This window comes from Flavobacterium sp. RSB2_4_14, assembly GCF_051547085.1.
Taxonomy (GTDB): domain Bacteria; phylum Bacteroidota; class Bacteroidia; order Flavobacteriales; family Flavobacteriaceae; genus Flavobacterium.
Genome location: NZ_JBPTTL010000012.1, coordinates 6,961 through 29,045, shown reverse-complemented (window position 1 = coordinate 29,045; position 22,085 = coordinate 6,961). Strand labels below are relative to the sequence as shown.

Annotated in this window: 1 protein-coding gene; it reads right to left on the bottom strand. The window is 39.3% G+C overall.

What is annotated here, in order from left to right; genetic code table 11:
* Nucleotides 1–21,804, bottom strand: a 21,804-nt coding sequence (locus ACSVH2_RS13990) for a hypothetical protein (protein WP_438093804.1), incomplete at its 3' end; no start/stop codon positions are given.
* Between the last annotated feature and the right edge of the window lie 281 nt (nucleotides 21,805–22,085).

The window sequence follows — 22,085 nt, the reverse complement described above, 5'->3', positions numbered from 1 at the left end:
TACGGTATTGGTAATCGTGTTACTAGTAACCGTACTTGTGGTTAAACACGTACCTCCCGTTACTGTAATAACAACGCTCACTTGATTACCGTTAGTTAAGTTGCTAACAGCATATGTATTGGAAGCTCCATTTTGTACTGATGATCCATTCACTCTGAAATCATAAATAGCTACAGAACCACCTGCTAAACTTCCTGCAGTAGCAGTAAAGGTTACTGGCGTGCCATAAGCAAAGGTGTTATCACCATCGCTGCTAGTTAAAGTAACTGTTGGAGTGGAGTTTGGTGATACCGTTATAGTTGCCGTACTTACTGTAAATCCTGAAGTTCTTACACATGCTGTTGCAGTGGTTACAGACACTAAAGTATAAGTAGTCGTAGTCGTTACTGGCGAAGTAAACACCGTAAATGGAGTACCACTTACAACGTTAGTAGCTGTTCTATTGGCAGTACCATCATTGTAAACCACAGTATAAGGACCTGTTCCAGAAGTAGCCGTGAAGGTTAATTGTCCAACACCTGTAGCACAGAATGGACCATTAGCCGTTAATGAACCTTGTGGAAGGGAATTAACCGTTATAGTTGCGGTATCTCCAGTAAATCCTGTAGTTCTTTCACATGCATTAGCGCCAATTACAGACACTAAAGTATAGGTAGTCGTCGCCGTTACTGGTGAAGTAAATACAGTAAACGGTGTACCACTTACAACATTCGTAGCTGTTCTATCGGCAGTACCATCATTGTAAACCACGGTATAAGGACCCGTTCCAGCAGTAGCGGTGAAAGTTAATTGTCCAACACCTGTAGCACAGAATGGACCATTAGCCGTTAATGAACCTTGTGGGAGTGGATTAACCGTAATAGTTGCAGTACCTCCAGTAAATCCGGTAGATCTTGAACATGAACTAGCTGAGGTAACAGACACTAAAGTGTAGGTAGTCGTAGCAGTTACTGGTGAAGTAAACACCGTAAATGGAGTGCCACTTACAACATTGGTTGCTGTTCTATTAGCTACACCATCATTATAAACCACGGTATATGGCCCTGTTCCTGCAGTAGCAGTAAAGGTCAATTGTCCTGAACCAGATACACAGAATGGACCGTTTGCGGTTAAAGAACCTTGAGGTAATGGATTAACCGTAATAGTTCTTGAAGTAGTAACGGAACATCCTGTTTGAGCAGTAACTGTTAAATTATAAGTCGTAGTAACAGTTGGGCTTACATTGGCTCCTGTAGCATTTGAAACAAGTCCAGCTGGAGTTGATGTCCAAGAGTAAGTGTAAGTATTAGCAGGTGGTGCTAATTTCGGTAAGAAAGCATACACTCTACCATTATCAGGTAATAAAGGAGTTGTAAAAGTTCCTAAATCAACCGTTGCGGCACTACTATTACTAACAGTAGGTGAAGACCATGCCCCCGTATTACTAAGGGATTTCACATCATCAACAGAAGTGCTCGCACCTCTTATACCTACTTGACATGAAACAAGTGAAGTTCTGGCAGAAGCAGTTGTAAAATCACCATAACGAATTTCTATTTTGTTACTTCCTTCATACAACCATATTTGAACATTACCAGTTTCTGGATTACTTGCTGCGGCGAAATTTTTAAAGTTTGCCCATTCCACTTTTGTAATTCTATTAGGCGAAACGCCTGAAGTCTGCACAAAATAAGTAGCGTTAAAGGCATTATTACTACTCAAATCTCTACTAAATGCTGCAATAACATTATTAACCGTTCCAGATAAAGGAGTGTAATTAGTTGTCGCAGTAGCACTAGTATCAAAAGTTAACCAACCATTAGAACTCACTTTAAATCCAGTAAAAGGATTGTTTCCAAAAGTAAAGCTAAACGGTAACGTTTGTGCATCAGAAATAGAATCTTCACCCGATAGAGTTAAAGCAGTAGTACCTATACCACCAACAATAGAAGTATATGTTGAAGTTGTATTTTCAAAAGTATAACCATTTATTGAAGGTACATTAGTAGGGTCTACTAGAGCTACCGTACTAGTTAAGGAAACTGGAGCGCCTGCACAAGTTGTTGTTGAAGCACTGTTAACAGCTACTGTGAATGCATTTCCAACTGTAATAGTTGCAGTTGCAGTGTTAGTACAATTATTAGCATCCGTTGCAGTTACTGTATAAGTAGTAGTAACTGGTGGAGTGACACTAACAGAAGTACCGTTAGGTAAGGCAACAATTCCGCCAGTCCACGAATAAGTAGCTGCAGTTCCAGAAGCTGTCAAAGTAACTGGAGTTCCTGTTGGAGTACAATACGAAGCTGTTAGCGGTGAAACACTAACCGTTGGTTGTGATATAGTTAACGAAGCAACGTTAGATGTAACTTGTGGACAAGTACCAAAACCATTTACTAATGCTCTGTAATAGGTAACTCCTACTGGAGAAGCAGTGGTTACTGCAACTGACAATGATGGTGAATTCGTTCCTATGTTTGACCAACCACCTGTACCTGTCGCTGATTGTTGCCATTGAATAGAAGAGACACCACCAGCCGTTGTAATTGTGAATTCTTTAGTTCCATTTACTTTACATGCGGTTAAATTACCTGATTGTGAAACAACACTTGGAGCTATTTGAGCTGAGAAGGTAGCTGGAGCACTATCAACAAAATTAGTTGGTGATGAAGGTGAATAAAATACTCTAACTTGATAAATCTCATTTAGTGCATCAGTAGGACTAACTGTTAATTGATTAGTAGTTACTCCTGAATAAATACCTGTATTTGATAGGTCAACATAACCAGAAACAGTAGAAACTCTCCATTGATATCCTACTATAAGATTAGATGGACTTGCAGCAACTGTAAATTGAGCTGAATTCATACCACATTGATTTACACTTACTGGATTAGTATCTATTCCAACAGGACTGATATTAATGAAGCCACTGTTAGAATTAACAGATGTACAAACTGTACTTGTTGAAACTTCACAATAGAATTCATAGGTATCAAAATCTGCTTGAATGTTAGCTACAGTCAATTGATTAGTAGTCGCACCACTAAATGAAGTTCCTGTACTAACAGAACCATTAATAGCACCATTAGATGCTTGGAATGGACCATCTCCATTTTCATTATAATAATACCATTGATAAGATAAAGTACCTGCTCCTGTTGCAGCAACAGTAAACGTTCTAGTATTACCTACCACAGCAATTGCATTAACTGGTTGCTGTGTAATAGTAATTTTCTCTTGTACAGTTACAGTATAAGTATTGGTATTGAAAGTTTGACAACCGTTGTTTGTTATAGAGAATCCAATAACAGCGGTACCTGGTGTCAATCCAGTCACTAAACCATCACCATCTACCGAAGCCACTGTTGCATTACTTGTTGTCCAAGCATTACCTGAGATAACATTACCCACAATACCCAACTGAGTAGTAGACAATCCATCACCACAAAGTGTATTTGGTGTACCAACTACTGTAAATGGAGTTGGGAAAGGTTTTATAGTAAAGTTACTTGGAGTATTAACCCTACCACCTGCTGTATTAGTTAATGTAATCACACCCGATTGTAAAGTATTACCCTGTGGTAAAGTTATAGTAATCTGAGTTGAACTATCAATGGTATAGGTTGTGATTTCAGTAGTTCCAATTTCAACCTTATTAACAGTATTAAAATTAGTACCTGTCACTACTATTGTTCCTGCTGTACCTGCACAAATTGATGTAGGAGCAAATGAAGCAATCGTAGGTGGCGGTGTAATGATTCCTAAATTATCAATAGATAATGTATAAGTACCCGATACCCATGTAGCAGCAATTTTTACCAATACATTTTGTCCTTCATAGATACTAGACAATGGATAGGTTAAGGTGCGATATCCAGCTACACCATCATTGGTAACAGTTGCCAATGCTACATAATTAGCACCACAATCGGTACTGATTAACACTTGGAAACTACCTGAACCATTAGCTGGCGGAGCATAAGGAGTATCTGAATTTGAAACACTGTAATCTAACGTAAGGATTTGTCCTGATACAATTGGTCCATAAGGAGCTGTAGACAAATTAGCCGTAGTATTCAAACTATATAAAATAATATTGGCATTACCACTAGTAGTACCACCTGTATTTCCTAAAGCAGCTGGGTTAGAGAAATAATCCCAACTTGGAGCATTCCATCCTGCAACACTAGCCAATGAGTCGAATGGCTCAGTAAATGGTACCGCTCTTGGCGCACCAGTGACTAACGATGTGTTACTAGTATAGGAAGAGTTAGAAACACAAGTAGTTTTCATTCTATATAGTATAGGTGTTCCTGCATATATTGGAGGAGAATAAGTGGTTGTATTCGCACCAGAACCGCCAACGGCAGATACCCATGTAGTACCTCCATTGGTTGATTGCTCCCATTCATAGGTTATACCAACATCTACAGAAGCACCAGTAACCGTTAAAGCCGTAGGAGGTAATAATGTACATACCGATTGCGTAGCAATGTTGATAGTACCTCCATTAGGAGTTCCTGAACATGGAGATTGTACACTTAAATTGTCAAAAGAAAGTATATAGTTACCTGAAGTTCTGGTTGCTAAAATTCTTACTCTTATAATAGAGCCACCATATAAATTAAGTGGATATGTTTTCTTTCTAAAGCCATATACCCCATCATTAGAAACGGTTTCTAAGTTGGTGTAAGTCGCTCCAAAGTCTGTAGAGATTTGAACAATAAAGTTACCAGAACCACTAGCTGGTGGAATGGTTGAATTTACAGTATCAAACAAACCATAATCAAATGACAAGGTTTGATTTGCTGCCACAGGACCTACATTAACCGTTTGGAAATTATAGGTTGTAGTAGTCGCAAATAACTGTCCTGTAATGGTATTATCAGGGTTACCTGGGACACCAACAAAATTACCTACAAAAGAATTGGTAAAGGAATAGCCATTAAAACCTGCTATTGTAGTACCATCAAAAGTTTCTAACCATGGTGAAGGAACTACAACAGGGATAGTCACAGCCGATGAGCTAGCCCATGCACTGTAATCAGTACCTCCACAGTAAGTTCTTACCCATAAATAGTAAGTAGTACCTTGAACCAAACCACCATAACCCGGAACAGTAGTTCCAGTAACTGTTGTAGTACCTGTACCACTCACAGGGGCTGTATTAGTATTGGTAAGGATATATTGGTACGATTGAGTAGCCCCTATTGTTGGTGCAGTCCAAGACAAATCAGCGGTACCAGCAAGTGGGTTAATATTACCAATAGTTAAAGCAGTTGGTGCCGTACAAGAACTCACTGTAGTAAATGTTGTACCATTAACCGCTGAACAAGGAGCAGCTCCGTTACTATTCGTTGGAACCACAAACCAGGTGTACTGAGTTAATCCAGACAAAATTAGACCTAGTGGCACTGTGTAACTAGTTGAAGTTGTAGTAGCAAAAGGTGTTGTTGGCACTGCACCTGACGTAGGATATAAATAAACATCATAACTCGTAGCATCAGTAGCAGCCGTCCAAGTTAGTGTCGGAGTTACAGAAGCTGTATCTATAGCATCAACTGGTGCTGTGTTGGTAGTACAAGCAGGAACTGGTCTAGTGACACAAATTGTGAAATTACCGGAACCTGCACCTACTGGAGCATGATAGACTCTAATAAAATATTTTTTATTCAATACAAACGGTCCTGAATACGTCTCAACACCAGCGGTAGTAGTGGCATTAATACAGGCCAATTGAGTTAAAGTACCTGTGGCCGTATCGTCTGAGGAAGATAAAATCTGAACCGAAGCATTATAACCAGTACCAGACTGAACAGTAATTTTATTCAAAGTTGAAGTAGCAGTAAACGAATACCAAACATCATCATCTGCCGTATTACAAGCAGCTGGTAGTGTAGTAGAAGCTGTAGCCACAGTAGTTTGTGGGAACTGACTAGCTGTCGGATTACACAAAGCGGTAACCGTCAAATCAGTAGCGTTAACTATCTCATCATTTGTTGGAGGAGAAATTAACTCATTAACAGTTATAGCAAACTCTCCACTACTAGAACCAATAGTAGTACCATTGTGGAAAACTCTAATAAAGTAAGTTCCCGTAGCTAAACCTGATGTATTTATATCTTCTATTGAACCTGCTCCTGTAGCATTAACACAGGCAATTGATGTGGTACCGTCTGTACCAAACAATTGTAAAACCCCGTCGTAAACTGGTGCGCTTCTAAGTTTAATATTGTAATTCTTTCCTGCAACTGCAGCAAAGCTAAACCATACATCATCATCTTCATTACCCGCAGTGGTAGTACATCCCGATTGACCTACATTAGAATTAGTAGCGCCTCTAGAGGTATAATAAGAACCACACAAACTGGTTGGTGGAATAGCTGTAGGAATTAGGTTAATAGCCGCAATTCTTTCATCATTACTAGGTACCGCTATGGCTGGCGCAGTAGTTAAACCTGTGTAAGTGCCAGGGGTTAGGGTATACATAGAATTACACGCTGGCATAACAATCAAGTTAGCAGGATCTGAAGTAGCTGAGAAATGGTTGGCATTAGCCGTTTGCAAAGCAAAACGTCCGGCTGGTGTGACAGTACCAGGACTTGTGCCATTATAACCAACACTGTAAGAATAAGCGCTAGTCACCGTACCATCAAATCCTTCAAACGTACCATAAATAAACTCAATACGGTTTCCGTTTTCATAGAGTTTAACTTGGAAATTCAAGTTAGGACCAGGAACACTTAGTCTTTCCATACCTGCCCATTCAATAGTAATTACTCCATTACCTGTATTCAAATTAGAGGTAGTATAGCGCATGTTCGCATCGCGATTAGCAAAGTTTTGACCAGTATAAACCAAATCATCCCAAAACGGTGCTAAAATTTGATTTGGAGTAGTAAGACCAATACCATTGGAATAGGCAGTAGAAGTATTGGCAGTATTAAATGTCATCCAACCATTGGTACAAGCTTGGAAACCAGTAACTGGCACTCCTTGATAAACAAAAGTAGTGGTCAAAGGTACTGTAGTAGTAGTGTTATCATCAGCACTAGTACCTTGCCATCCTGAATAAACAGTTCCAGTTGAAATTATAGAATTATAAGCAACACCTGAAGGGGTATATGCAGTATTATATGTACATAAAATAATAGACACCGAACAAGTATTCGAACTATAAGAAACGGCTGGGCCATTTGAACAAGTTACTTTACATCTATAATATAGTGTTCCTCCAATAGTATTTGGTGGAGTATAAGAAGTGGTTGTAGCACCTGTACCACCAACGGCATTACTCCAGGTTTCACCAACTCCAGTAGTAGATTGCTCCCACTGATAGCTGATACCAGCAGCATTGCCTGGATTAGCTCCTGTCAATACTAAAGGCGCAATGGTAGTTCCAGAACATACTGAAATAGTGGTCTGATTAATAGAACCTGCTACAGGAGAACCTGAACACAATGTATTCAATGTTGTAAAGGTTCCTGCAACCCATGAACCGAATTCAGTAGGACTACAATAAGAACGAACCCAATAAAAATAAGGTGTCAGTATTGTTAATCCTGTTAACTCAGCAGTGGTTGTAGTACCATTAGTGGTAATACCACTTACAGTAGCGCCACCTGTATTAGCTGGAGGTGTGTTACTGGTAGAGAAGAAATATTGATACCCTGTTGTAGGGGCAAAACGAGCAGCTGTCCAGGATATAGTAGCTGATGTGTCTAATATAGTCGTGGCAACAGGAGCAGTTGGATTAGTAGTACAAGGGGCACATGTGCCTCCGTAAACCACATTAAATGCAAAACCTGCACCGGTTGTTGAAGTATCAGAATTTAACTGAACAGTAATAGCTGTTCCTACTGGTGAAGTAAACGGAGTAATAGAACCCGTTCCTGTGTAGGTATACAATAAAGTACCACCAACACCAACACCACTATAAATTCTAATGTTATCACAACAAGATTCAAGACCAGTAAATGTACCAGATAGCGAGATAGTTCCAGTACCTGAATTGCTCAATACGGCAAAACCAGTAGAACTATTTGAATAACTACCTGTTGATCCCCCAGAGTCTAACAAGACCATGTTACTACCACATTCATAAGTTACAGAACCTGTGATTGGAAGTGAATTACATGTAGCACTTGCAAAGAAGGATAATACATTAGAAGTACTAAATGAACCTCCATTAATACATGTCGATTTTAATCTATAAAATACGGTACCTGCAACAGTACTTGTTCCCAAGTAACTTGTTCCAGTAGCACCACTGATATCGGTCCAATTCGTATTGTCTGGAGAAGATTGCCAAATATTTGATATGCCGGTATTGGTTGATAGACCAGTAGCCGATACTGTAAAGGCATCACCAACACATCCTAAACTAGAAGTGATAGTAGCTACTGCTACATTAGGCGTACCAATACAAGCGGTGTTGGCAGTCAAAGTGCCCGAATTAACACTCGTACAACCCAATCCATCAACAGCTCTAACACGAACATAATAAGTAGTACTACCTGTTAAGCCAGTGATAGGATAAGTCAATACACTACCCACATTTAAATTAGTATTTCCTGCTACTAAAGAAGTAAAGCCAGCATCAGTTGCTACATCAATAACATAAGTAACACCACTAGTGGACGAAGCCGACCAAGAAGCAGTAAATCCTGTAGTCAATATAGCCGAAGCCGATGGTGTACCTGGTACACCAACTGAAGTACCACAAGTAGTAATAGACTGGAATAAAGGTGAAGTCGTTAAATAAACTGGTCCCGTACAGTTACTACCGTCATTATAACTATAGACATAAAAATCATAAGTGGTACTCGGTATCAAACCAGAGGCAGTAAATGTTGCTGTAGTTCCATAAGAAACTATAGTTCCTGCACCTAAAGAAGCACCGGCAGTGTATACCGTATTGTCAACAGGATTGGTTACTGTTCCTCCTGATGGATAACGAACAACCAAATAACCTGTAGGGGCACTCGCTGCCGCTGTAAAACTAGCGGAAACAGTGTTGGTAGTTTTAACAGTAACCACTAATGCCGTAGCTTGATTTAATGGAGTACTACAAGCACCAACTGAAGCATAGGATAAATACCCTGTATAATTAGCCACTAAAATAGGAGTAGCTGTGGTAACACGTGTATCAACTACAGAAGTAGTAGCTGGAAGTATAGCAGTGTAGGCACCAGCAGCAGATGGAGCTTGAACTATTTTAGAAGTGGCAGTAATACCGCCAACTGTGGCATCTGATAATCGTACAAAAACATTGGTCAAGTTTGTTGTAGCATTTGGTAACGCTTCAAATCTTCTTGAGGATAATGCTGTTATTGGAGCACTAAATGAACCTGAATTAGTATCAAAAGCTTCTCCTGTAAATACAACCGAACCACCAGCCGTAGTAGTTGGATCAATATGTAATGAATAAGAAACACCATTTTTACCAACTGGGAACAAAGTAGAGGCATTATAAGTGCCACTAGCCGTTCTACTAGCTGCAAATGTTCTGGCAAATGGACCAACAATCATGTTAGTAGCACTTGGAGTAACCGATAAGGTTCCTGCAGCTGTGGCAGTTCCTAAGGTTAACAAATTGCTTGTGGTAGTAGTGATAACACCACTAGTCATGGTTAATGTACCACTGATTGACAATGGTGAAGCTAAGGTAATACCACCTGCACTTATGTTATTAGTGGTGAAACTTGCCAAATTGGCTGTTGGACTACTTGCTAAATTTGATAATGTACCAAGATTAGAGATGGTTTGTGCATTATTAGTGGCACCAGTGGATTTATCTGAATTTAACTGTCTGGCAAATAAAGCGGTGTCATTCAATAAAGTACCACCCAAATTAACAGTAAGGTTTCTAGCTATGGAAAGGTTACTTATAGAAGCAAATCCTCCAGAGTTAATAGTAGTATCTCCTGAATTATAAATTTGAGATACTGACGTTACATTTCTGTTAGTCCCTGTAGGGCCATTGACAACAAGACTACCAAATCCGAAGATAGCACTTGAAGAAAAGTTATTAATATAAAAACCATTAGAATGGCCACCAGCATCAGTTGAGGTTGTATTACCAAAACGTATCGTATGATTAGCCGAAGGCGTTACAGCAGTGTTGCCTGCATTGGAATAAAATAAAGCATAACCATTCGTATTAGTGGTAGCCGTATGAGGGTCAACTATTGTCAAAGTACCACCAGTTAAGTTGATACGGGTATTTGGATTAAAGAATGTCAATAATGCAGTACCGGATGCTACAGAATTAGTAGCGTTACCCCCTGCATTACCATCGATAGTAATGTTACCACCACTTTGGTTAAAGAATGAATTGGTATTACTGATTAAATTACCATATACGTTAAGAGTACCTCCACTTACAGTTAAAGTTCCTGCAAGATTATTAAAGGTTCTGTTAGCAACAGTATTATCAGAAATACCTAGTGAAACTGTACCCCCATTCACAACAAATGAAGCTCCTGTATTATTTGTAATACCTGTAGCAGCAACAGCAGTAGCCGATGTAGTAAAATTGGCAGTACCAGAATTAATAGTAAATGTACCATTATTAGTAAATGTGGAAGCTATAGCAAGATTTCCGTTAGACGTAATCGTTCCCGTAGCACCATTAGTCAAACTGTTAGTCGAACTAATTGTTCCAAGATTTGTTACGGTTCCATTATTGGTAAGCAACCCTGTTAAAGTAAGTACACCTGTACTTGAAGAAGCTACACTTGCACCACTATTAATAGTTACGATACCTCCTACTGCACCAGTTGGAGTGGTTACAGCAACAGCGTAAGGAGATGGAATTACAACAGTATCGGTTGGTCCTGGTGGATATCCTTTATCCCATGTAGCATTATCTGTCCAATCTAATGAAGCAATGGCTGTAAATGTAGAAGGGAAATCTCCCGTACCAGCACCAATATAATAAGTTGAATTCAATTCCGTTGCCGCTAATCCAGTACGAATAACGTTAAAGGTGGTTGGACTCAATGTAGCAGAACTGTTAGCATGTAAACCACTAGCTGCAGCTGTAGCTTTTACAATTCTTAAATTAGTATTAGTAGTTAAAACCTCAGCAAAGGCAGCATTACCTGCTGTTTTCAACTGTAGTGAAGCGGTCGAAGCACCAAGATCAAGACCATTCCCTTGAGAAAAAGTCCAAGATGCATTGGTTCTTTTATCAATTTGAAAAGCACCATCTAAAAAGTTAACATCAGCCAAAGCTGTCGCATCTGTATGAGAAGCAGTGATAGTTCCTCCAGCAGTAATAGTAGAACCACTAAAGTAAACATTAACCGCACGGTTATTCACACCGCTAGCCAATGGATATAAACCAGTAACAATAGCTGTAGTGGGTAACCCTGAAGTACCGAACCAACGAGTTAATGAACCTGTGGTAACTCTAATAGAACCTGAGGTGTACACTAAACTTCCTGAGGCGGCAGCACTAGTTCCAATCGTTAAAGTATTGGATGTTAAATCAATATTACCCGCAGTCATAGTAAGCGCACCTGCTATTGTTCTGCTGAAAGGTACTAGCACTAAATTAGTAGTAGCACTTGCACCTGTATTGTTAATAGTAACGTTAGCTGGGCTATTCGTAGCTGGCCATTCAAGACCTGCAGTTTGAGTAACCGAACCGTTATAAGTCAATTGAGAATTAGCGCCACTATAAGAAATAGCACCTGATCCAGAAATAATTCCAGTACTAGCATGTGTAAACGAGGCCGCTGGTGTAGCAGCACCGTCTAACGTTAAAGTACCTGTTAAATTTACCCCTGTAGTATTACTTTGTCTAAACAAGACAGAGTTAGAAACGGTACCGCCAAAGGCAACGTTTTGAACACCGCTAAGTATTTTAGCAAAGTTAACTACTATAGAACCACCTGCAGCAGTTTCCGTAACAGTACTACCAGTATTCATGGTGAAATCACCAAATAAATTAAGGGTCATAGCATTGGGTGTGGTAGAAGCACTAGTAATACTACTACCAGTATTCATGGTCATAGAAGTAGGCGTTCCAATATTTCCAACGTTCATAACGTTAAAAGTGGTGGCAGTGGTGGCATTATTACTTCCTATAGAACCACCATTCATAACTACAGCGCCAAGGGCATTGAATGTACCACCAGCGGTTGTACTGTTTGCCAAATCTAATTTACCTGCAGTAATAGTTGTGGTACCATTTACGGTAACAGTTGGTGTAGCACCAAAAGCAAATCCTCCAGTAGAAGTTCCTGTACTGTTGATGATTAAATTTCCTTGAACAGTAGCTGTAGAAAGTCCCAATGAAGGGGCAACAGCACCTGAACCAATGTTATTTAAAATTAAATTTCCAATAGCATTAGTAGAAGGGAAAGTAATTGCAGTGTTCGAACCCGATCTAATATCTAAAGTAGAAGTAGCTGCAACTGTAGCCGTTGGTATGGTTCCTGCTGAACTAGCAGATGGATTATGAACATAAGTACCGTTGATAATAAAGTTTGTAGCTGAAGTGTTAGATACTCCTCCACCAGCAGCATTATTGTTAGTAAACGTTCCAGTAACAGTGGTAACACAATTTGAAGCGTTATAAGTATGTGCAGGGGAAACGTCTATAGCATCTGCTAAATTAAAACTACCTGCTATGTTTGCCGTTGTATTGGGTGCATATGCCAAGGTAATTGCATTAAGATTACTACCTTTAATAGTTAAAGTGCTTCCACTTGGAATATCTAAATCGTCACCACTTCCACCATTAAGGGTTAGTGCTGAAGTAGCTACGTTAGTCGTTAAGGTAACGTTAGCATTATTTTGTAAAACTATTTTTCCAACAGCTTGAGATGAAGGAACATTAAGAACAGTTGTACTAGCGGTTACAGCACCATCAAAAATAAGTATATCCGATGGATCTGGCGTAATACGGTCTGGATTCCATTGAACTGGATCAGCATAAGAAGCCGAAGAGGCAACAGGATCTGGTGTCCACACATAAGTTTGTGTAGCACCCGGACGCAAGGTAAATTCACTTCCATTTAATGCAGTGAAATCAATACCAGCAACCGTTACCGATGTGGAAGACGGAGCCGCACTACCTACTTGTGACCAAGAAACACCATTCCATCTGTTTAATCGTGTATTTAGACTATTGCCAACAACATTGGCTGAAGGATAAGTTAAAGTTAAAGTAGCAGTAGATACAGCAGTAGCACCACTTTCAGAAATAGCATAAAAACGAGCTAAATAATCCGTAGCAGACACATCATTTGGATGTTGACCATCAATCACTCTAACTCCAACAGTGGAAGGAGTTGGATTAGTGGTTGTGTAAGCTAAAGTTACTGGTGAATACTCGTCAGTGTTTGTAATATCACCTACGGGGAAGGTAGCTGATGAAATAGCTGCAGGATAAGCAAATCGCAATTGTCCTAAACCATTAGTGGCCACAAAACTAGTGGCTCCTCCACCTGATAACTGAGAAACAGTTAAAGAATTAGCACCCAAAACCAAGATTCCAGCTGTTTGCGTTAGGTTTGTAATAGTTCTATCACCTGATAGATTACTAAAGAAAACCCTGTTATTAACCCCTGTAGTGGTATTGTTGACAATAACACTAGGCGTAGAAGCAGACCATTCAGATCCAACAGTTTGACTTCCTGTATTGGTAACGTATGATAAAGCATTACCATTTAAAAATGTTCCATAAGTGAATGTACCTCCTGAAATAGTTCCTAAACCACTATGGGTAAAAGTAGAAGCTGGGGTACTGCCATTCACTAGTAAAGTACCTGTTAAATTAATACCAGGAGTATTAAATGAAGTAATAGTAAATGACCCAGTTTGAGTCATTCCAGTAGTATTGATGTTTTGAACACCAGTTATTGTTTTTCTAAAGTTCAGAGCAACTGATCCAGTAGCTGCAGCAGTTTCTTGAATAGTACCTGCAATAGTAGCATCACCAAATAAATTTAAAGTAATAGCATTTGCAGTAGAAAGTGCATGAGTTATAGTTCCTGCAGTTTGTGTAAACACACCTGGTGTAGAAGCATTACCAACATTAATAGTAACAGCAGAAGAAGCAGTAGTAATAGTACCACCGTTTTGAGACAAACCACCATTAAAGTTAAAGGTATTTCCACCACTTGTCAAGGTTCCTGCAGTAAGGGTTGTTAACCCATTAACGGTTACAGTAGCTGTTCCAAACGAATAACTTCCAGTACCTGTACTAGTAACAGTTAAATTTCCATTGATAATAGGAGCTCCAGTAGAAGAAACAAGAGTAGAACCTGAACAATTAATAACAAAGTTTCCATAATTCTGAGCCGTTATCGAAGGAGTTGCTAAAACAGCTCCTGAAGCAGCAATAGTGGTAGTAGAGCCTAAGCTATAAGTACCTGCTGGCACTATAGCGGAAACACCACCAGAAACATTCAAGTTGAAGTTACCGTTCATTAAAAAAGTACTTGTAGTAAATCCTGTAAAGGCATTTACTACAGCACCTGTATTGTTATAAGTTCCGCTAACAGTTACTTGCGCACCAGTAACATTATGAGTTACAATAGCAGAACCACCTCCATGGGTAAAAGTACCTGCAATGTTAGCAGTAGCACCTACTCCATAAGCTAAAGTCATAGCATTTCCACCATTCAAACTTAAAGAAGTCCCAGATGGAATGTCTAAATCAGTTCCAGTACCCCCGCCAATAGTTAAAGTAGCACTTGCAACACCTTGTAATTGAATAGCAGCCGAACCTGTTAAAAGTATTTTACCAACGGTTTGAGTAGGTACATTAATTATAGTAGCAGTTGAATTAAATGTTAAAACATCTGTTGTCGTTGCACTTGTTGTTGGTCTAGCAGGTGACCAGTTAGAACCTACTGTCCAGTCTCCTCCTGATGCACCAATCCATGTATAATTAGTAGTATAAGGTCTAACAGTGAAATCAGAACCATTCAAAGGGTCAGAAGCTAAAGAATTACCACTGTTATTTGTAGAAGTTGTAGTAGGAATTCCAGCAACTGAACCTGTGGTAAGTGCAAAACTACTACCAGTATATCGATACATTCTAGCAAATGATGGAGTACCAACAAAATCAGAGGATGGATAGTTCATTGTAGCATTATAGGTGTAAGCAGTTGCGCCGCTTTCTGTAACTTTAAAATAGCGAGTTACAAAATTATCTAAACTAGTATCATTCGGGTGTGGTGCATCTATAACTCTTAAACCTACTGTTGAAGGTCCTGTAAGAGCAGAATATGATAACCCAAAATAAGAAGCTTCCTCAGTACCATCAATATCACCAATTGGGAAAGTGAACGTTCCCGTAGTAGCAAACGTTCTAAAGAATTGTCCAGTACCGTTAGTAGCAACAAAGTTGGTATTACTAGATGAACCAGTAAAAGTTACCCCACTTCCTAAGGTAAGATTATTATTCCCTAAAATAGTAACCCCATTAGTCATAGTATAGGCACCAGTTGTTGGAGAGAAAATTCTTGAACCAGTTAAAGTCAATCGGTTATTAGGTGATGAACCTGTTAAATTAATAACAATGGCAGGTGCCGATGATATAAAATTAGTTGGCCATTCTAGACCTTGTGTCTTAGCAGTGGTACCAGTATAAGTAAGCGTTGTAGTCCCTGTTCCTGAATAAACCACTAAACCCGTTCCGCTTACAATTCCAGAACTACCATGATTAAATGTAGCACCAGGAGTGATAGTGATGGTTCCTGTTAAATTAATAGACGAAGCGTTAGTTAACGAATAAGATAAAGTATTAGCAGTTGTTCCTATAGCAACAGCTTGAGCACCCGTTCCATTAAAACGGATAGTACTTGCAGTAGAACCACCTGTTTCAGTAATAGTACCATTATTAGTAAAATCGCCAGCGGTTTGAAGTATACTTCCTGTTCCTGTACTTCCTGTAAAGCTCAAATCGAAAGTAGCGCTAGCGCCTATAGTAGTCGAACCACCAATAGCCAATGTTGGAGTACCAGTAGTAGTAGCTAAAACAACATTCGTTCCATTCGATTGTACATAATTACCAGTAACAGTATAAGTACTAGTTCCAGTGGTTGTAAAACGTAACGATCCTGTGGTACCGGTAGCACTAATAGTCATATTTCCAGCAACAGTAAACGCACTAGTTAAAGCAAGGTTCACATTTTGTCCGCCTTGAGCAGTTGGATTCCAATTGAAATTACCAAAGGTTTGACTACCAATACCACTAATAACAGTAGTACCATCATTTACGCCAGGGAAATTCAAGTTAGTAGTAGCTCCCCATGTAGCAGTTGGAACGGTTCCACCAGTACCATAATTGTGATTATAGGTAGCGGTTCCTGTATAAAGAAGTGTAGCAGCACTACCTACTAAAAGAGCACTACTAGCAGAGCCAGCTCCCACATTGGTAGTACCAGTAACGGTTACAACAGTTCCAGTACCTCCCGTAGTAGTTAAAACATTAGAAGTATTACCTCCCAAGTTTAAGGTACCAGCAATAGTTCCTGTATTTCCTGTACCTGTAAATATAACCGAAATACCCGCAACTGGGTTAGTTAAACTTAAAGTGGAACCAGCCGGAATATCTAAATCAGTTCCTGCTGCACCAGCTATTGTAAGTAAAGCTGCAGCACCAGATTGTAAAGTAACATTGGCATTATTAGTCAATAATAAACGTGCAATAGTTTGATTCGGTACATTGGTAACTGTTGGGCTAGCAACGGTACTTCCATTAAACGTTAATTCGTCAGCAGGATCTGCAGTAGTTCTCGTTGGAGACCAGTTGGTAGCTACTTGCCAATCCGAAGAAGTTGCCCCTGTCCATACATAATTTCTTGAAGCGGGACGTAAAGTAAACTCTGAATTATTCAATCCATTAGTAGTCAATGAAACACCCGTAACAGCAACAGAAGTTGAAGTTGGTGCTGTAGCGGCTACTTCATTCCAAGCGGCACCATTCCAGCGGTTTAATTTAGTAGAACCTAGAGTTCCAACCACATCACCGCTAGGGTAATTAAGTGTTAAACTATAAGTAGAAGCACCACCACCAGTTTCAGTAAAGCTAAAATAGCGTGATAAATAATTAGTGGAAGAAAGATCATTTGGTGACTGTGCATCTATAGCGCGAACGCCAACAGTAGAAGCAGCACCAAGAACAGTGTAATTAAGTACAACGGTGGATACTTCATCTGTTCCCGTAATATCTCCTAATGGATAGGTAATCGCACCTGTAGCAGTATGAATATTGCGAAGTTGACCAGCACCATTAGTCGCTACAAAATTAGTAGCAGATGGGGTACCACTAAAAGCACTTGCAGTTAAACTATTAGTTCCAAGAACCAATACACCCGTAGTATTAGTAAGAGTTCCAATAGTTCTATCTCCTGTGGTATTAAAAAACACTCTGTTATTTGGAGAAGCATTAGCATTATTAATTACTAATGTAGTTGGACCGTTGGTATTTGGGAATACAGTATCGTTAATGAACATATTACCTAAACTACCTGAAAACGATAAAAACGCCCCAGCACCATAGGTAACAGTTCCTGAAGTAAATTGTGGATTAGCACTAGTCCCTATTTGTAAAGTTCTAGAAGGACCTACTGCTAAAGTTCCAGTAAGAGTAACTCCCGCATCATTAAAATGAGAATAGTTAATAGCACCTGTTACAGTACCTATCGTAACATTTTGATTTGTAGATCCGTTAAAAATTATGGTACCTGTTACGGCACCTGTTACAGTTATAGTACCATTATTAGTCAAAGTATTATTAAATCTAAATACACCAGTTCCTGTAGCTCCAGTCGCCAAATCAAAAGTAGTGCCCGATGCTATAGTAGCATTCCCTCTAACAAATAAGGAAGAACCAGTACCTGTTGTTGCGCCTACTAAATAACCAGCATTTAAGTTAAAATTACCCGTAACGGTTAAAGTTATTGAAGAAGTTGTAGTAAATAACCCAAAGTTGGATTGTGTAGCCGATGGGCTTGAACCCGTGCTACTAATAGTTAGATTACCCGCAATAGTAGTGGCTGAAGTCAATCCTAAATTGATACTTGCCGTTCCTTGCGCTGTTGGATTCCAGTTAAAGTTACCAAACGTTTGTCCACTAATACCCGTGATAGCAGAAGCACCACTATTAGGACCAGGGAAGTTAAGATTTGAAGTCACATTCCAAGCAGCTGTTGGTACAGCACCCCCAGTAGGGAATAAGTGATTATAATTAGAACCTGCATCAAAGATTAAAGTACTAGAGGAACTTGTAAAAGAACCAGAAGTATTATTAACGGTACCAGTTACAGTAGTTGTCGAATTGGTGGCGCTATAATTACTAGCAGTAGTACTATTCAAATTCAAAGTACCCGCAATAGTAGCCGTGTTGGCATTTGGTGAAGCATTTGAAGTATGATTAAACGAAACCGCTTGAGAACCAGTTAAAGTTAAGGCACTTCCTGCTGGAATTTCAAAATCAACACCTTCACTACCATTAATAGTAATAGTAGCAGCAGCATTGGAAAGTAAACTAACATTGGCATTATTAGTCAATAAGAATTTACCAATAGTTTGTGTAGCTACCGAAGTAGCAGTAACAGCACCCGTTCCGCCTAAACCGTCAATATTGGCACCATTAAAAACTAAAACATCCGTAGCAGTTGGAGTGGTTCTACTAGGCGTCCAGTTAGAAGCTGTGGCAAAGGAACCACTAACCCCACCTTTCCAGGTGTAAGTGTCTTGGAAGGGACGTAAAGTAAAATCAGAATTATTTAAAGGATTGGTAGCAAAAGTAATGCCGCTTACCGAAACACTAGTGGCACTTGGATTAATTACAGTGTTAGTAGTATTCCAAGCAACACCATTCCAACGACTTAATCGTGTTAAATTAGTAAAACCTGAAATTTCACCAGTTGGATAATTTAAGGTTAAAGTATAAGTATAATCTGTTGCTCCCGCTTCCGTAAAGCTAAAGTAACGACTCAAGAAATTGGTCGTTGAAGCATCATTAGGATGTTGGGCATCAGTCACCCCAACCCCTACTGTAGATACTCCCGTCAAGAAAGTATAAGCTAAGGTCACAGGGGAAGCTTCTTCTGTTCCTGTGATATCTCCCAATGGGAAAGTTCTAGAAAGAACAGAACCAGAATAAACGGCAAATAATCGACCGGTACCAGTGTTGGCAATAAAATTGGTCGCATTAGCCGTACCAGTAAGTATAGCAGTAGCTCCTATGGTTAAGTTAGAAGAACCTAAAATAGTAACCCCGGCTGATTGTGAAAAAGTACCACCTGAAATGGTTCTATTCCCAATGCTACCTAAGAAAACTCGGTTATTAGGAGCTGTAGTAGTATTATTGATAGTGACATTAAAAGGACCTCCACTACTCTTCCATTCATTGGCCGTAACCGTTTGGTTACCCGTACTTGAATTATATAGTAATGTCGTACCTGATGGCGCATACGTCAACATACCTCCATTAATTGGGGTAGCTGCCGTAGAAGAAATAATTAAACTAGAACCATTTGCAATAAAAATAGTATCCGTTAAATTAATTCCTGCGTTGTTATTGATACGATAAGTAATATTGTTGTTAACCGTTCCAGTAGTAACGGCTTGCGCTACAGTTCCATTGAACTCTAAGGTAGAAGCAGTCGATGTACCTGACTCTGTTAACGTACCATTGTTGGTAAAAGCACCTGCAACTCTAAAAGTAGCATTGCTTGAACCAGAAGTCATATCAAAAGTAGCACCCGAAGCAATGGTTGTATTTCCAGTAACGGCTAAAGTACCTGTACTACTAGCAAGGAAAACATAGCCCGCATTTTGAACATAATTACCCGTAACATTCAAAGTACCACTAGTAGTCAAAGTAATAGCGCCTGATCCAGTAGTTGAAACAGTAAGATTACCAGCAATAGTTGTAGTACCCGATATTCCCCAAGTAATTACCGCAGCACCTTGAGCAGTAGGATTCCAAGTGACATTACCAAAAGTCTGTCCACTAACTCCCGTTACAGCAGTAGCGGCAGAAGTCAAACCAGTGAAATTAACATTAGAAGCTACATTCCAAGTAGCGGTTGGTACTCCTCCTCCTAGCGTATAAGTATGATTATAGATACCCGTTGCAGTAAATACTAAAGTAGCAACAGAACCTGTAATATGAGCAGTAGTAGAAATTGTTCCTCCATTATTGATAGTTCCACTTACAGTAACTAAAGTTCCTGTTCCACCGGTAGAGGATAAGGCATTAGAACCTGAACCACCCATGTTCAGTGTCCCAGCAATAAGACCAGTATTACCTGTTCCAGTGAAAGCAATACCTACAGGAAACGTGGCATGATTTAAAGTTAAACTACTTCCTGCGGGAATACTCAAATCATCACCAAGACCACCAGATATAGTTATGGTTGCAGTTGTTGCACTATAGCCATCAATACTTACTGCTGTATTATTAGTAATTTGTAAAGTTCCTATAGTTTGAGATGCTTGTAGCACTACAGTAGTAGCAGCTCCAGGCGTTGTTCCTGCTCCGTCAAAAATAAGCACATCAACTGTAGCAGGTTGTGTTCTTGGACTACCTGTTCCATCAGCAAGGGTATTCCAACTGTTGGGACTCTGCCAGGCGGAACCCGAAGCACCAACCCAATAATAAGTAGGAGCGGCAACAGTAGCTTGAGAACCGGTTATCCCGGTAGACAAAATGCCTTCAGTAATCGCTTGAATTTTGTAAAAATAGGTTGCACCAGGAACTAATCCTGTTTGAGCCAAACTATAAGAAGCACCTGTTCCAGCACTAGTAGTCGAAGTTACGGTAGAAACTGAGAGACCAGTTGTAAAACCAGCATCTAAAGCTCTTGTTACCACAAACGAAGTTTCGTTTGTTGAATTATCAACCCACGTAGGAGTTGTGGTTGTAAAAGTAACAGCCGAAAATGTTAAAGTATTTGCATCACCTATTGGTGTCAATATTGGAGTAAAAGTAAAAAATCTTCTACTTCCTTGAGAAGCAGAACCTAAATTAGCTACTAGTGGCGAAGCAACTTCTAAACCATTACCACCAGCAATTGTATTAGTTGCTAAAGTTGAACCTAGAGCAAAAGTCGGTGTATCACTAATTGTAATTGAACCAGCAGTAGTAGCAGTGTTACTAGAAGCAATAAAAATAGATCTGGTTTGAGATGAAGCAGATGAATTATACAATTCACCATACATATAAGTAACAATACCTGTAGACTCTTCAATCCAAACCTGCATATTACCCGCATTGGTAGTGTTTACGAAATTGACATTGAACTGATTCCATTCTACAACCAATTTACGGTTGGGAGCAGAACCAAATACCCGGATCCGAATACCATTACCAACCTCATTATCACCGGTCATTGGGGCTAAAATAGCTAAACCAGCACTTGGTGATGATTGTTGTGAAGCGGCGGCAGTAGCTCCAGCCGATGTGTGTAACATCATCTGTCCATTGGAGTTTGCGCTAAAGTGTGTATAACCTTGCCCCATAAAAGGGAAAACAAATCCAATTGGAGTAACGGTTCCACCTACGTCGTCATTACGACCAGTCATGATTTCCGTGGCCCCTGTAGAAAGATCCTCTAAAGAACCATTAGTTCCAGTAGCATAAGTGTAATTGGCTAAAGTTTGCGCACCTAATCGCTGCCCTCCAAACAATGAAGCAACAAGCAAGAGCACAAACAAAATTGGTGTATAACTATTACGAAAAGTTGAAACAACGGTCTTGTCTAATGTAGAAGTACCAAACAATGTTGTTGAAGTTTTTTTGAACCAAGTAACCATACCGCTGTTCAAAGAATTGTAATAATTTTCCATAAATATAAAAAAATTGGGTTAAATAAGACGGTTAATATAGAAATATTGTTAAAATAATGTAAAATAAAAAATCCTAAAATCGATTAAAAACACAATAAACCGACAAACAACTTATTGTTTGTCAAAAAAAAAACTAAACCTATAAATTTGTACGTAAAAAACTTATAGCTTATAAATGAGACCAAAACACCTTTTCAAAACAGTGTAAAATAAAAAAAAGGCAATAATTTTTGGTCTAAACGTTAAACAAAACTTAAAATAAAAAAATAAAAAAAGCCGGT